Annotated in this window: 7 protein-coding genes, 1 tRNA gene and 2 pseudogenes; 3 read left to right on the top strand and 7 right to left on the bottom strand. The window is 59.1% G+C overall.

What is annotated here, in order from left to right:
• Both QP888_RS08750 and QP888_RS08745 read left to right on the top strand, forming a co-directional pair.
• Positions 1-310 (top strand): annotated as a pseudogene (locus QP888_RS08750) (IS1249 family transposase); the annotation flags it as partial.
• Positions 311-589: 279 nt separating this feature from the next.
• Positions 590-3,844, top strand: coding sequence for a DEAD/DEAH box helicase (locus QP888_RS08745; protein ID WP_284813182.1), 3,255 nt, complete (start codon positions 590-592; stop codon positions 3,842-3,844).
• Positions 3,845-3,901: 57 nt separating this feature from the next.
• Here QP888_RS08745 and QP888_RS08740 read toward each other — a convergent pair whose 3' ends face one another.
• The 4 genes from QP888_RS08740 to QP888_RS08725 form a co-directional block, all read right to left on the bottom strand.
• The gene (locus QP888_RS08740) at positions 3,902-5,314 is read right to left on the bottom strand and encodes an ATP-binding protein (RefSeq protein WP_284813180.1); all 1,413 of its coding nucleotides are present in this window, start codon (positions 5,312-5,314) and stop codon (positions 3,902-3,904) included.
• Positions 5,315-5,618: 304 nt separating this feature from the next.
• Positions 5,619-7,490 (bottom strand): selenocysteine-specific translation elongation factor, encoded by a 1,872-nt coding sequence (gene selB, locus QP888_RS08735; RefSeq protein WP_284813178.1) that lies wholly within the window; start codon positions 7,488-7,490, stop codon positions 5,619-5,621.
• Complete coding sequence (gene selA / locus QP888_RS08730) at positions 7,491-8,825, bottom strand: L-seryl-tRNA(Sec) selenium transferase (protein ID WP_284813176.1); 1,335 nt, start codon at positions 8,823-8,825, stop codon at positions 7,491-7,493. It lies immediately after the preceding gene.
• A 53-nt stretch (positions 8,826-8,878) separates the two neighbouring features.
• Positions 8,879-8,974, bottom strand: a tRNA-Sec gene (locus QP888_RS08725).
• Positions 8,975-9,073: 99 nt separating this feature from the next.
• Here QP888_RS08725 and selD point away from each other — a divergent pair.
• The gene (selD, locus tag QP888_RS08720; RefSeq protein ID WP_284813175.1) at positions 9,074-10,129 is read left to right on the top strand and encodes a selenide, water dikinase SelD; all 1,056 of its coding nucleotides are present in this window, start codon (positions 9,074-9,076) and stop codon (positions 10,127-10,129) included.
• 72 nt (positions 10,130-10,201) lie between these two features.
• On the opposite strand, the gene nrfD is transcribed toward selD, so the two are convergent.
• From nrfD to fdnG, 3 genes and pseudogenes are all read right to left on the bottom strand, one after another.
• Entirely contained in the window at positions 10,202-11,320 is a 1,119-nt protein-coding gene (nrfD, locus tag QP888_RS08715; RefSeq protein WP_284813173.1) for an NrfD/PsrC family molybdoenzyme membrane anchor subunit, read from the bottom strand.
• Entirely contained in the window at positions 11,317-12,459 is a 1,143-nt protein-coding gene (locus QP888_RS08710) for a 4Fe-4S dicluster domain-containing protein (protein WP_284813172.1), read from the bottom strand. The genes nrfD and QP888_RS08710 overlap by 4 nt, the downstream gene beginning before the upstream one ends.
• Before the next feature lie 174 nt (positions 12,460-12,633).
• Positions 12,634-15,810 (bottom strand): annotated as a pseudogene (fdnG, locus tag QP888_RS08705) (formate dehydrogenase-N subunit alpha); the annotation flags it as partial.
• Positions 15,811-15,822 lie beyond the last annotated feature (12 nt).

Genomic DNA, 15,822 nt, shown 5'->3' with positions numbered 1-15,822 from the left:
CACCACCAACACCCTAGAAGGCGGAATCAATGCCGAGGTCAAACGCTTAGCCAATGCCCACCGAGGACTAACCCTAGAACACCAACGCCGCATGATCGATTGGTGGCTATACCTCAAAACAGAACTGCCTGACGACCCACTAGAGATCGCCAGGCAGTGCAACTGGGGTCAAGACCAACTCGCCAAAGTCAATGCCTTGATCCACAAAGAGAACCACACCAACCAGCTACCTGGTCAGCCAGCCCTCTATGACCAGGGTATCGATGTTGAATACACACACTCAATCGGTATCCGGAAAGGCCCGATCTAGGGAATTGGCGACACGCCGTAAAAACACACTTTTTGTCGTTTAACCCTAGAATCCCCCCTTGTAAATATTTCAATACCCCGGCGAGAATATCTACTCCTGAATAACAGAAACAGATAGCGCTCCACCGGGGCTTCGTAGAATATTGTAGCGCCTAGCTCCTTTTAACTCAACGAGTTCACACTCAGCGCGTTCTTTACCGAAAATAGAGAGAGACACCAGCAGCTCCTCAGACTTCACGGGCTCCAAGCGTCACGGCGCTCAACCAACTATTCTGAAGGCATGAATACTGCGCCGTTGCTGAACTATCTGGAGCCAGCCGTTATTGATCGCGGCCACGAGCTTTTCCACAGAAACGCAGCCGAGATCACCGACATCCAACGTACTTTTAATTTGACGGAAATCAGCGGCAACTGCCTGGGCTCGCAGGGCGATTTATACCACCCGCGTGTGGCTATGCATATATCACCCGACGGTGTGCTCCGCGCATTCATCGGGCATTGTTCCTGTCCCTACGGGATTAATTGCAAGCATACTGCCGCACTGTGCTTGACCTACATGGCAGCGCAGCACAAGCAAGCCGATGATCCTGTGCAGCCAGGGTGGAAGCATGACTTAGACAATATTTTCTCTCCTGCCAGGCCAGCCGGCCTACCCCAGCGGCACCAGAGACAGCCATCCCGACCCCAGACGACGCAGGCTGAGCGTTCTACCCGGCTTGCACTCTTGTTTAATTATTCTCCGGCCGGTGTACGCGAAACCCACTGGGGTCCAATCAACGCACCGGCAAGCCTGTCTGTGGAATTGGTTCGCCCTACGAAAAACCAGATCAACAAACGTAGCTGGGCCAAAACCGACGTGAGCTTTCACCGCTTCCTTAATCAGACCTATGCTCCCACAATTTTGCCTGCTCATGAGCACGCAGCACAGAAATTAACGGATACGTTTATAAACCACGAGATATACTTCGATAGCCAGCATACGCTGGCGCCGTTAACGCATATTGACAATGCAGAACCCCTGAAAGCCATCGCCCGTACCGCAGCAGAAGGCATCGAATTGGTCGATGCCACCAGCAATGGCCGCGTCATCTTCCACGACGGCCTGGTGCGCCCCTACCTAGCCCTTCACCAGCACGAAGATGGCGATATTCAGTTAACCGCAACACTGCACCTCCACGCTGCAGGCTTTATCGAACCAGAATTAGTGCTCGGATACCCCGGCTTTGGGGCGGTGTGGCGCGATGAAACCGAAACGCTCCACATTGCGCGTTTTACAGAACCAGCCAGTGAGCACTGGCGAAGGCTCCACGAAGTGGAGCACACGGTGCGCATCCCGGACGAGGATAAAGATGAATTCGAAGAAGATTTTTTAGACCGCCTGGACAACAACACTCCGTGGGCCAGCCCAGATAAATCTTTTACCCCAGGCCCGCCACCGGCTCCGCATCTGCGGGTCGATATTTCCACAGACCGGCACGCCAACCACCCCTTAACAGCGGAATTCACCTGGTATTTCGTATACGGCAGGCGCACAATCTCCCTGCCAGATGCCGGGCACGCTTCCTCTGATCCACGTCGCAACGCCGATGCCGAACAGGAACTGCTCGGATTACTCTGGTTCACACCACGCAACGGCACCCTGCACGGTGCAGAATTACTAAATTTCTTCCGCACCGGGCTGCCACGGCTAGAACAACTGGGCGTCGACGTGCACATTGATGATGCCGCCCAACGCACAGCGGCACTGACCCCGGCGTCCGACGTCGATGTCGCAGTTGCTGCCCAACGCGGAGCTAATGACTGGTTTGGCCTGGACGTGCAGGTTATGGTGGATCAACAGCCGGTTCCTATAGCGAAACTGATCGCAGCGTTGAACGATCCGCACCGGCTGCTCATCCTCGACAACGGCACCTATGCTGATTTGAACAATGAGGAATACGACGCCTTCGCCAGGTTGTTGGAAGAAGCGCGCGCCCTGGGCGATACTCGTTCTTCCCGCCCGCAGGTTCCCCGCGTGCGCACGTCGTTTTGGGATGAGTTGGAAGCACTCGAATCCATCAATTTCACCCCGGATGAATGGCTGCGCAGCGCCCTCGATGCAGTGCACGAACCAATGGGGCAACTCTCCGTGCCAGCTGAGCTGCAGGCGGAGTTACGGCCCTACCAAGAAACTGGTTTTCGCTGGTTAGCGGGACTCAATCGGCGTGGTTTTGGCGGTGTGCTTGCCGACGACATGGGCCTGGGCAAGACTCTGCAGGTGTTATCAATGATCGTCGATTCCCCAGAGCGCCCATGGCTGGTGGTCGCACCCACGTCTGTAGTGAGTAACTGGGCACGTGAGGTAGCAAAATTCGCCCCACACCTGAAAGCGGCTACGGTGAATGCGACCAGCAAGCGTCGTGAAAAATCCCTTTCCCAGCTTGCCGACGATAACGACATCGTCATTACCTCATATACCTTGTTGCGCCTCGAAGCTGCCCAGTACCAGGACGTCGACTGGTCCGGGGTAATTCTCGACGAAGCACAGCACGCGAAAAACCCTGCCTCGAAGATCTTCAGCACAATCCGCGACCTGCGGGTGGCCAAGAAATTCGCCATCACCGGCACCCCAATCGAAAACTCCCTATCCGATGCGTGGTCCATGTTTTCCCTGACCACCCCGGGATTGCTCGGCAATGTGAAACAATTCCGCGAGCACTTCGAACGGCCAATTTCCCGTGGCGACGACGAAAAAATGGAGGTGTTGCGCCAACGCACATCCCCATTTTTACTGCGGCGGCGAAAAGCCGATGTGGCACTTGATCTTCCGCCAATCCAAACCCAGGTGGTTCCGGTGGAATTAGCTGCTAACCACCGCAAGCTCTACGACCTGCATTTTGCTCGGGAGCGGCAGCGCATTCTGGGGCTGCTTGCCGACGATCCGGATGGCAACCGCATCGAGGTACTCGCTGCCATTACGCGGCTGCGGCAACTAGCCATTGATCCACAGCTGGCTATCCCCGATTCCACGGCAACCTCATCCAAGTTGCGGGTCTTGGATGAGCTATTAGAAAGCATCGTGCAAGAAGGCCACCGCGTGCTAATTTTCAGCCAATTCACCACCTTTTTGCGCAAAGTACGTGAGCATTTGGAGGCAGCTGATATTCCTACGAGCTATCTCGATGGGCAGACCAAAAACCGGCAGGACGTCATCGACGAGTTCAGCAATGGTGACAACCAAGTCTTTTTGATTAGCTTGAAAGCAGGCGGAGTGGGGCTCAACCTGACCTCTGCTAATTACGTGATTTTGCTTGATCCGTGGTGGAACCCGGCAGCAGAGCAACAAGCCATTGACCGTGCTCACCGTATTGGCCAAAAAGTTCCAGTGACTGTATTCCGTCTGGTGTCCATGGATACCATCGAAGATCAGGTTGTCGCCTTGCAGGATTCCAAGCGCGAGCTCATGGAAAACTTCTTAGAACCCGGCCAATCTGGCCAGACAGGTGGTGTCGAATTAAACGCCGATGTCCTCCGGGAGCTCTTCGACGCAGACTAGGACAACGACTAGGGCAACAGCTAAGGCAACGGAGAAGCCGGGATGGTTCTACTCTGGTCAAGTCCATTCGAGTGACCACGTTGCGCGAGGATCATTCGGGCTCTGTTTATGCCACGCAACCAGGCCACGCGAATGCAACTCTTTCAAATGGCGCAGCACAGTAGGGCGCGCAAGACTTACTAACTCGGTTATCTCCCCAGTCCCTAATTGCTTTTGGGACTGCCGGAGCACTGTGAGAATTTCCAATGCTGCCCGGCCCAAGTCTCGCGTTAAATCTGCTGGAATAGCATTGCTTGCATGCAAAGTCAATTTTACCGACTCATTCACCTGCTCATACACTGGATCCACTAGCCCCGATGTGCGCATCTCCTGGAATATACGACGAATACCTTCACCTAATTCCTGAGTAATCCCGAGATCCGCACATACCCTTGCAATGCGAGGGTTACGCGCGTTCCGGCTAATCTGCTCTGGATTATCAATTCGGTTCAAACCGAGGAACCTACCAGGATTAGTAATCTCTATACGGTTAGGAAAGATTTCTACCCGAATATGATCACCGCCCATGCTGTACGAACGGTGAACCAACGCATTTACCAAACCTTCAAGCCATGCGTCCTTCGGAACAATTGCATGAGGCACAAACCGCCCGGCATCCCCCAATGCTTGCCGCTTAGGCATGAGCTGCTCAATAGCTTCTGTCGCTGCCGAAAGCTGCTCAGGGATCGCGCCTTCAGCGCGTATATCTCCCCCGTGAACAAGATTTTGTCGTCGTCCAGCACCACGATCATTATCGTCGTAGCGCAAAATTCTTACATGCGCATTGGGATAAAAAATCTGCGGCCTGTGTGCAAACAATAGCGCTGCTGCAACTGTGACCTCCTCTTTTCGAGTCAATAAATCCCGTGCTTGCAACGCTAATTGCGGGCTTGATGATGTCAGCAACGCCCGGAATTCTTCTACCTTTTGCGGATCCAAAACCTCGTCAAAGCTGCCTCCACCAGGCACTGGCGTCGACTCAAACCGTGATGCTCCCCGATCCCATTCAAGTTCTTGCCGCTGCGCAAACGACAACTTCAGGGTGGAATCGCCCATACGCTGGTAACAATCCCCACGGTTATCTTGGTGCACATATTCGGACATACCAACCCGAAACACCAAGACTTTACCTTCGGCCGTAGACAGCTCTTCTACCGATAACCGCACAGGTGGATCAATGAAGTTATGAGCTACACGGCGTAACTCGTTTTCCTGTTTGTCGCTGACTGGAGAAATTTTGCCACCATGCAAACCAGCAACCACTACGCCGCCTTCAGCATTTGCCATAGCGATTAAGGGTTTCGCGAAATCGCTTGGCTTCACCGCACCCGATTTGCGTTCATACCACTGCGACTCTGGAAGTTTCAGAAGTGCCGATACTGCTTGCTCCGCCGGAAGCGATAAGGCCCGATCCACCTCTACTGCTGTCATGATTTCTACTCTAACATTGTTAGAGTAACTTTAGAGTAGCTTTAACAGTAGACCGTTTCAGCTGGTCATGGGGATTTTCTACTCTAACATCTAGTGTTAGAGTACTTTAGAGTAGCTTTACAGTAGACCACACCGCTGAGCTCTGATCGCGCTGTCAGCTCAGTTAATTGCAAAAGTGCGCTACAATAAAAACAACACGACCGGTTCCGCTCTCCACTCTTGGTGGAAGCCCAGGGCCGGTCTCTTTCATTATTTTCATTGTGGCCCATTGTCACCGTGCCCACGGAATTCAAAGCACCGCACACTACCGCAGCTCCCGCAAACCACCATCCAGGCGACGGGTAATACCCTGCTCATCGAGATACTCCAGCAGCGGGATGGCCACCCGGCGCGTGGTCGACAAAGCTTTCCGAGCTGCCGACAGTGTAAACGGTTGCTCCAGCTGCGCGATACGCTTTTTCGCCTCCTGTACAGCAGACGGCAGCAGCACAATCCCCTGCGACAACCGCAATAAACGCCCCGCATTTTCCGCCGCCGCCAACTGCTTGGCACCCAACCGGAGTTCCTGCAGCTCATCCGCCTCCGGTGCGGCGAAGGGGTCGTCGGCAAGCCAGGTTTCCAGCTTGACGACGGATGCTGCCGCCTCACCCAGATCCACCTTGTGCCCCGGCAGACGCAGCAGCCCGTCGGCCTGTTCCACCTTGGCGGCGGCCACCGCGATGCCCAGCAGCGCATCCTCGCGCAAGTCCAGCGCATCCATCGCAGCCTTACGCGGCATGCCTGCGGCCAGCGGATTATCCTGCGCGTGCTTCTCCAACACCACCAGCAGCTGGTTTTTCCAGCGCGTGATCTGCCGGGCGGCGATCCACCACTGCCGGAAAGCAATAATGCCCTGCGGCGGGACAGCCGGATCACTCACGCTGAACCCGGCGCGCTGCAACTTGCCGACGGGCACGTAACCGACGCGCTGGATGTAGCCTGTGGGATCGGTGAACGGACTCGGGCTGGCCGCGGCAGTAGTGGTGGCATCGCTGGGGCTGCGGTCATTGCGGTCGCGACCAGCGCTGTTGCCGTCGGCAAGCAGTTCCAATTCCTCTGCACGCCGACGCGCCGCACCACGACGGTTCAGCTCCGGCGGATACACATCAATAACCTGCACCCCGGCACTCACATGCCGCCCACCCGGGCTGCGCACCACGAAGCGATCCAACAACTGCAGCGGCAACGGGTGCGCCAAATTCAACCGCGCATAATCCGCGGACAACGGCCGCACGCGCGCCTCCAGCCCAGCAGTGCCAATGTGGACGACGATATTCTGCGGAAACTCATAAAAATCCTGGCCAAAGGTGCGGCGCACATCGACCTGCTCCACCAACTCCCACGCACCCGAGCTCACCAGACTGTGGCCGCGATGGATGGCATCGGAGCTGATCCCGCGCAGATTCACTGCAACCCGAGAAGTCGGGCCCAACACCTGGTGGGCGGTATTTTCGCTATGCAAGCCGCGCACTTCCACCACGCGAGTGCCGTCCGGGCTGGCCAACTGCAAGGTATCCCCCACCCGCAGCGTGCCCGCCGCCAATGTTCCGGTAACCACGGTGCCAGCGCCTTTCACGGAAAACGCGCGATCAATCCACACCCGCACCCGCGCCTGCGGGTCCGGGGCAGGCACCTTTGCCAGCACCTCATCCAAAACCTGCCGCATCTGCGCGATGCCCTCGCCGGTATGGGCGGAGACTTCCACCAGGGGCGCGTCGGCAAGCGCGGTGCCCGCCAGCTCATGGCGCACCTGGGCGGCGACCTCGGCACGACGGGCGGCATCGGCGCGATCAGCACGGGTCAGGGCGATCAGCCCATGCCGGATATCCAGCGCGCGAAGGGCATCGCGGTGATCTGTCGACTGCTCCTGCCAACCTTCATCGGCAGCGACCACGAAAATGACCACCGGCGCCGGGCCCACACCGGCGAGCATATTGCCCAGGAACTTCTCGTGCCCGGGCACATCCACGAACGCCAGATCCGTGCCGGACGGCAGCGTCGTCCAAACAAAGCCCAGATCAATGGTCAGCCCGCGGCGCTTTTCTTCCGCCCAGCGATCCGGGTCCATATCCGTCAGGGCGCGCACCAAAGCGGATTTGCCGTGGTCAACGTGCCCGGCGGTGGCAACGACGTGCATTTAGTTCGCCTCCTGGGTGGGCTGTTGAACGCCCCGAATGGTCTGGGCCAGCAGCTCATCCTGGTCTTCCGGTACGCAGCGCACATCCACCACACACTGGCCATCATGCACCCGCGCGAGCACCGGTGGGCTGGCCTGCCGCAACGGCGCAGCCAGCGACTCCGGCAGAGCCACCGCCACACCAGGCAACGGATACTCCGGCGCTCCCCCGCCACCGACGCGCCCGTCATGCTCCACGACGCGGCCACCGGTGGCGTCGGCAAGAGCCTGCGTGCGCTCGCGATACCGCTGCGGATCAATATGCAATGCATCCTGCACGGCGTTCGACGGCGTCGTTACCGCTGCTTGCAAGGCATTCAGGCGCAACTTATCAATGCGCACCGCCCGCGCCAACGGATGCTTTTTCATTTTCGCAATCGCCTCGGCGCTCCCCAGCACAATGCCCGCTTGCGGGCCGCCAAGCAGCTTATCGCCACTAGCAATCACCACATCCGCCCCGGCAGCCAGCTGGCTATGAATATCTGGTTCCTCCGGCAACGCGGGATCATGCGTGAGCAGGCCCGAACCCAGATCCACAAGCAAGTACTTGCCGTGGGTGCGCGCGAGCTGGCGCAGCTTGTCGACGCCCACCGCAGCCGTGAATCCTTCCATCCGGAAATTCGACGGGTGTACTTTTAAAATCGCGCCAGTATTTGCGGTGATCGCGTTGTCATAATCCGCCAGGTGCGTGCGGTTGCTCGCACCCACCTCGCGCAGACGCGTCGCGGTGGATTCAATGAGCTCCGGCAAGCGGAACCCGGCGCCGATCTCGATCAACTCGCCACGGGAGATAATCACCTCTTGGTTCGGCGCCAGCGCCGCCGTCGCCAGCAACAATGCGGAGGCCCCATTGTTAACGATCAGCGCGTCCTCCGCCGCTGGGCACGCATCCAGCAACGCCTGGGTAGCTCCCGCCCCACGGTTTTTCGATCGCTTACCGCTGGCCAGATCCATTTCCACGTCCGTGTACGAAGCCGCAGCCTGCAGTGCTTCCACGGCAGCCGGTGGCAGCGGGGCGCGGCCCAGGTTGGTGTGGATGATCACCCCGGTGGCGTTCAGGACCGGGCGCAGGGCAAACGGCTGCTGCGCGCGTAGGGCCTCGGTGATGCGCTCTTCGATGGAATCGACAGCGATGGCCCCGCGGCGGGCGTCGGCAAGAATGTTTTTTATGGCCGCGCGGATGGTGTGCTCTGCGAGCTTCTCACGTGCCGATTCGACGGCGGGAAGCTGCAACAGTTGATCCATCTTCGGGATATTCCTGCGGGGATCGTTGTCAGGCGTTAAAGAATCAGGCACCGTGGCGACCTCCTTGCAGGGCGGGAAACTTGCCTGCCTTGTGGCAAAATTTGTGGCGGAGACGGACAGGAATCGAACCTGCCAGACCGAGATGCTCGGCCTCACCGGTTTTGAAGACCGGGGCGCCCACCAGGAACGCATACGCCTCCACCGCGTCAGTTTACTAGGGCACAGGTGCAGGGTGGCGGAGTAGGCAGCAGAATAACGAGCACACCGGTACAGCGACGGCGCACAGGTAGCATAGGCCTATGAGTGACGAAGCTGGAAGCAATAACATCAACCTCACCTCGTTTGCCGCCGGCGGTGGCTGCGCCTGCAAGATCCCAGCCGGGGAGTTGGAATCGGCCGTCGAGGGCCTGATCGGCAAAGCCGACCCCAACGTGCTGGTCGGGCTGGACGACGGCGACGATGCCGCGGCCGTAAAAATCCAGGACGGGTTGGCCGTGATCTCTACCGCAGACTTTTTCACCCCCATGCTCAACGACCCTTATGACTGGGGCCGGGTAGCAGCCGCCAATGCGCTTTCCGACGTCTACGCCATGGGCGGCACCCCGGTGACCGCGATCAACCTGGTGGGCTGGCCCAACGACATACTCGGCCTGGACGTGCTGCGCGAGGTCCTACGCGGCGGTATGGATGTGGCCACCCAAGCAGGCATTTCTGTCACCGGTGGGCACTCGATCACCGCTCCGGAACCGATGTACGGCATGGCTGCCACCGGCATTGTCGCACCAGAAAAACTCATGCGTAACGACGCCGCCCAGCCCGGTTTGCCCATCACGTTAACCAAGCCGATCGGCGTGGGAATTCTGAATAACAAGCACAAAGCCACCGGGGAGGTTTCCCAGGCAGCTGTTGATTCCATGACCGCCCTCAACCGCGAAGCTTCGCAGGCCGCGCTGGCGGCGGGCGCAATGGCGGCCACGGATGTCACCGGCTTCGGTTTGCTGGGGCATTTGTACAAAATGTGCCGGGCATCCGGGGTGGCCGCGGAACTGGACTTTTCCGCGGTTCCTGCCATCGACGGCGCCAAGGAAGCGCTTGCCGACGGCTTCATCCCCGGCGGTTCACACCGCAACCTGGATTGGGTGCGCCCGCACTTGTCGGTGGAATCGGAGGCGATTTCGGAAGAAGACTTGATCTTCCTGGCCGACGCCCAAACCTCCGGCGGCTTGCTGGTCATCGGCGAAGTGCCTGGTTACCCGGTTATCGGCCGCACTGTAGAACGCGCCATGGAACCCACTGCGGAAGGCAACGGTGGTAACGGCTCCGGCGAGAACACCGCGTATATCTCGGTGTGCTAGTGCTGCTTTAATCCGGCGGCGCCACCTTTAGTCCGGTGCCACCACCTGTAGTTCGGTGCCACCACGGGCACGCTATTCCGGCGTCACCACGTCGCCAGCTAAGCCCTGCTGCTCACGGCGGCGCTGCGCACGACGCTTCTGCGGACCAATGGTGGTGGCCGGATCTTTCACTGCCTCCAGCCCGGCATCCAACACCCCGAAGCGCGTGCAGGCAGAACCCGCCAACAACGACAGGCCCGAAAGCACCGAGACAGCACGGGATTTCGTCACCGCCGACACCACAGCACCCACACCACCAGCGGCGATGAGGTATTCCGAGGCTTTCATGAGCTTGCCGGACAAGCCGTGGTGCAAAGCCTCGCGCGGTTCCGGCTCCATGCCATTTTCCAGTACTTTCGTGGCCACCAGATCACTCACAGCCGCACCCATGGCCAACGCGCGGGCCGGACCCGCGCTGCCTACTGGCGTGGTCACCATCGCACACCCCGACGCCGCCGCCGAGGCCGAGGACACAAACACATACGGCAGGTGGTTTTTCATGTCATTCCACACCGGGTTCGAGGTATTCGACAACAGCACCGCCGTATAACCAGCCAGCGGGCCACCCAAAACACCTATGGCCGCACCAGCGGGCCCGGCGAGTTTCTGCAGCACAGTGCGCGCGAACTTCGGCAACGGCAGACCAGAACGGCCCGCCAGCTCATCGACTTCCACCAGCGCCGGGATCACCGAAGCACTGGCGAAGCTCATCAAAATCCACGAGCCCACAGACATCGGCGAGGTCACCTTGAACACGCGGAACATATTCAACGCGCGTTCCGGCCGCCCCAAATCCAGAATCAAAAACACGGAACCAAGCGAGGCAGCAGACAGCGTCGTCAAGCGAGTTGTGCGCAGCAAGGGCTTATTGCCGGTGGCCTGCGCGCCCGCGGCCAACATGCCGGAGCCGCCGCTGACACCGCCGAGGAACAAATAAACACCAATTGGCCACTCCCACGGCGGAGCCTTGACGACGGGTTTTCCGTAGTAGGAAGAAAACTCGAAGTCTTCTGCCATCCGCTCTTCTTTGGAACCATCCTGTGCACCCGCACCTGGGCGTTTGCGCTTCTTCTTCGGCTTTGTGCCATCGAATTTTCGGTAGCGGTTCGGTCGTGCACCCTGCGGTGGGCGGTATTCGTCGAAGTTGCTCACTTCCGGCCTCCCATAACAAACGCGCCAGCCACGGCCAGCGCCATGCCACCGATGGCCTTCACGGCGGTCTTATACATCTGCGGCAAATCCGCCGTTGGCACGCGGGGGTCTGGCGGCAAACCGTAGACCTCGGGTGAATCCAGCAGCAAGAAAATCGAGCCCGTGCCGCCCACACCGTCCTGGTTGTTCGCGCCATACAGGCGGGCCTCGGTCAACCCTTGTTCATGCAGCACGCGCACGCGTTGTTTTGCGGCGACCAGCATGTCCTCGTAGGTGCCGAACTGAATGGAATCCGTCGGGCAGGTCTTCGAACATGCTGGTTGTTCGCCGAGTTTCAGCCGGTCGTAGCACATGGTGCATTTCTGGGCGACGCCAATATTTTTAATCGGCATGGACTTACCCGGGGTGTGGTCGATCTTGTTCGGACCCTGCAGCCCACGCTGCTTCAACTTCGCCAGCACATTCACCCCGGCGTGCGAATTATCCTGGTAGTCCACGGTGGCGGTTTTGTCTTGCTTGAGCGTGACTCCGCCGTCGTCGCGGCGCTCAATAACACCAAACGGGCACCCAGCCACGCACGTGCCGCAACCATTGCACACATCATCTTGCACGACGACGGTGCCGAACTCCGTGCGAAACAGCGCACCAGTAGGGCACACGTCCAGGCAACCGGCGTTGGTGCAGTGTTTACACACATCCGAGGACATCAGCCAGCGGAAAGAATCCGTATCCGGCGGGGTGGTCTCTGTTGCGGCGCCAGCGGGGCTACCGGTTGCGGCGCCCGCGCTCGAGCCAGCCTGACCAGCTTTCCCATCCTGCCCACCGATCGTCGGCATGCCCAGCGAGATCAGCTTCTTGCCCTCTGCGCGGGACTGCTCAATGCGGTCGTTGTTCTGCTCCACAAACGCCACGTGCCGCCAGGTATTCGCCCCCAGCGAGCCGGTGTTGTCATAAGAATCACCCGTGACCTCGTAGCCTTCCACGGGGTTGCGGTTCCACTCTTTGCAGGCAACCTCGCAGGCCTTGCAGCCAATGCACACCGAGGTATCGGTGAAAAATGCCATGCGCTGGTAATTGTCATAGCCGTGTGACGAGCCGTGTGCGGCGCCATGCGAGGAGGCGTTTTCGGTCAGAAGCATAGTCCTTTACTTCCCTTCTTCGCTCTCATCGGGGCTGTGTTTGCCGACGCTATCCTTGCCGACGCTGTGCTGGTCAGCGCTATCCTTAGCGGCGCGATTCTCCGGCCCGTACTCAGACTTGCCGACGGCATCCAGACGTTGTTGCCGCGAGGCTGCATCAGAAACACTGCCGTCCTCGCCGGTGAGCAACTCATTGCCGCTTTCCACAGTCAACTGCGCACGCTGCTGGTATTCCACCAGCAAATCCCGGCGCGCCTGCCCGCGGGGGCGTCGGCCCGGCTGAATATCGCAGGCACCGATCTTCGAGTTCTGGATGAGCACGTTCGGCTCCAGCGTCAGCCCCAGCAGATCATTAGCTCCGTCACCGGCGACTTCCGTGGTATCGGATTCGCCGTAGTGGAACGGCAAACCAATCTGGTGGAATTCCTCGCCGTTGATCTGCAGCATCTGCATGCGGTCGGTGACCAGCACCTGCGCTTCGATCACGCCACGCGGAGAAACGATCGTCGCCCACTCGCCATTTTCCAGCCCGCGCTTGGCAGCCAAGTCCTTATCCACTTCACAGAACAAGCCCGGTTGCAACTCCGCGAGGTACGGCAAGCGTCGTGTCATCGCACCCGAGGTGTACATCTCGGTCAATCGGTAGGTAGAAAACACGAACGGGAAGACCTCAGAGCCAGGCTTGCCCGGCTCCGGACGCGAGAGGTTGTCTTCCCGCTTGATCGGCATACGTGTCGGCGACTGCTGCTGGGTATACAGGATATTTCCCACCGGCGATTCGTGCGGTTCGTAGTGCGTCGGCAAGGGCCCATCCGACAAGCCATCCGGCGCGAACAACCAGCCGCGCCCGTCGGCCTGCATGATGAAGGCGTCGGTGCCATCCAGTGCGTCCGGGCCCACGGCGTCGGCAGGCGCCTTGTAGTCCGGGGCTTTGTCCACCGGGAAATCCGGCACGTCGTCGCCAACCCACTTGCCAGCGTCCTTGTCCCACCACACGTACTTTTTGCGCTCCGACCAGGGGGTTCCGTCCGGTCGCGCCGAGGCACGGTTGTACAAGATGCGTCGGTTCGACGGCCAGACCCAGCCCCAATCCAGCGCGACCTCGTTTTGCTCGCGGCCCGGGACCTTCTTCTGCGAATGGTTGATGCCCTCTTTATACACGCCAGTATAAATCCAACAGCCACCAGAGGTGGTGCCGTCGGCTTTCATCTCCGTATAACTCGGCAACAACTCACCCTTGTGCGGCCCATCCAGGTAGTAGCCGTTGATCTCTTTAAGCACGTCCTCTGGGTTCGGCTCGCCTTCCTCGGTTTCCACGTAATCCCAGGTGAGTTTCTGCACCGGAAGATCGCGCGGGTCCGTCGAATCCGCCAAGCGCTGTTTGATCTTCTTGCCCAGCTGGTAGAAGAACCACAAATCGCTCTTGGCATCACCCGGCGAAGGTGCGGCTTTGAAACGCCATTGCAACATGCGCTGGGTTTGCGTGAACGTACCGGCCTTTTCCGCGTGCGTGGCGGCAGGCAGCAAGAAGACCTCCGTGCCGATCTCCTCGGTTTTCAGCTCACCAGTTTTAATCTCTGGCGCATCCTTCCAGAACGACGCCGTCTCAATCTCCTGAAAATCACGCACGACCAGCCACTTCAACGCGGCCAAACCACGGCGTTGCATACCACCGTTGGATTGCGCCACCGCCGGGTTCTGCCCAAAGACCAGATAGCCTTCCACAGCGCCGTCCAGCATCGCCTCCAGCGTCTGATACGTGGAATGCGCACCGGAAATCCGCGGCATCAAGTCATAGCCCCAGTTGTTCTCGGCCGTTGCCGCATCGCCCCAGTAGGACTTCATCAATGAGACGGCATAGCTCTCGCCAAGCTGCCAGAAGCCCTTCTGCGACTCTTCCCGAATCTCGTCGCAGTATTCCTGCCAGCTTTGCTTGTCGACGCTCGGCATCGGCAAGTAGCCCGGCAGGGAATGGAACAGCGTCGGGATGTCCGTCGAGCCCTGGATCGAGGCATGCCCGCGCAAGGCCATGATGCCGGAGCCCGGGCGGCCCACGTTACCCATCAGCAGCTGCAAAATCGCGGCAGTGCGGATGAACTGCGCGCCCAGCGTGTGCTGGGTAAAGCCCAATGCGTAGGCAAAACACGTGGTGCGATCCGGCTTGGAGTTATCCGCGATCGAGCTGGCCAAGTAGTAGAAATCTTCCTGCGAGATGCCGCAGGTTTCTTCCACCAGCTCCGGGGTATAGCGGGCGAAGTGGCGCTTGAGAATCTGGAACACGCTGCGCGGGTGCTGCAGGGTGTCGTCGCGTTCCACGTTCCAGGACGAGCCGCCATCTTTGCTCTCATATTGCCAGGTATCGGTGACGTATTTGCCGGTTTCTGGATCAAAGCCCGAAAACAGCCCGTCGAGATCCTCGGTGTCTTGGTAGTCCTCAGAAACCAGCATCGGCGCATTGGTATATGCCACCACGTAATCGTGGAAGTACAAGTCATTGTCCAGCATGTACTTGATCAATGCACCCAAGAGCACAACGTCGGTGCCGCCGCGAATGCCGATGTGGCGGTTCGCAAACGCCGAGGTGCGCGTGTAGCGCGGGTCGACGTGGATGATGCGTGCGCCACGCTTTTTCGCTTCTACGACCCACTGGAATCCCACCGGGTGGCACTCGGCCATGTTCGAACCCTCGATGACGATACAGTCGGCATTTGCCATATCCTGCAGCGGTTGCGTCGCACCGCCGCGGCCAAAGGAAGTTCCTAAACTAGGAACTGTGGCGGAGTGTCATATGCGCGCCTGGTTTTCTACCTGAATCGCGCCCGTGGCGGTAAACAGCTTTTTAATCAGGTAGTTTTCCTCATTATCCAGCGTCGCACCGCCCAACCCGGCAACACCCATGGTGCGGTTGAGCCTGCGACCTTCGTCGTCAGTATCCTGCCAACCATTACGACGGGCTTCCAAGTAACGATCCGCGATCATGTCCATCGCGGTCTCTTCATCCAGTTCCTGCCATTCGGTGGAATAGGGCGCGCGGTATTTGATCGTGGTTAACCGCGATGCAGAGTTAATCAGCTGCTCAGAAGCCGAGCCCTTCGGGCACAACCGGCCACGGGAAATCGGCGAATCCGGGTCGCCTTCCACCTGGATGACACGATCGTCTTTGACGTAAATGCGCTGTGAACACCCCACCGCGCAATACGGGCAGACGGATTGCACCACCCGGTCTGCCTCCTCAATGCGGCCACGCTTGTCTTTGCTCTTTTGCGATTGCGTGTTGACGTCCCTACCGAAAGGGTCTCTGCCGCGGATCTGGCGCACAACGGGCCAGTTGAGGGGGCTAAAACGAGACATGTTTTTAATGTA

The sequence above is a fragment of the Corynebacterium sp. MSK297 genome, assembly GCF_030232885.1.
Lineage (GTDB): Bacteria > Actinomycetota > Actinomycetes > Mycobacteriales > Mycobacteriaceae > Corynebacterium.
This window is presented reverse-complemented; position numbering and strand designations above follow the sequence as displayed.

What these genes read in the sequence shown, in the direction of transcription:
- selD (WP_284813175.1), top strand. Translation starts at nt 9,074, where the DNA reads ATGAGTGACGAAGCTGGAAGCAATAACATCAACCTCACCTCGTTTGCC.
- QP888_RS08740 (WP_284813180.1), bottom strand. Translation starts at nt 5,314, where the DNA reads ATGACAGCAGTAGAGGTGGATCGGGCCTTATCGCTTCCGGCGGAGCAA.
- QP888_RS08710 (WP_284813172.1), bottom strand. Translation starts at nt 12,459, where the DNA reads ATGCTTCTGACCGAAAACGCCTCCTCGCATGGCGCCGCACACGGCTCG.
- QP888_RS08745 (WP_284813182.1), top strand. Translation starts at nt 590, where the DNA reads ATGAATACTGCGCCGTTGCTGAACTATCTGGAGCCAGCCGTTATTGAT.
- selB (WP_284813178.1), bottom strand. Translation starts at nt 7,490, where the DNA reads ATGCACGTCGTTGCCACCGCCGGGCACGTTGACCACGGCAAATCCGCT.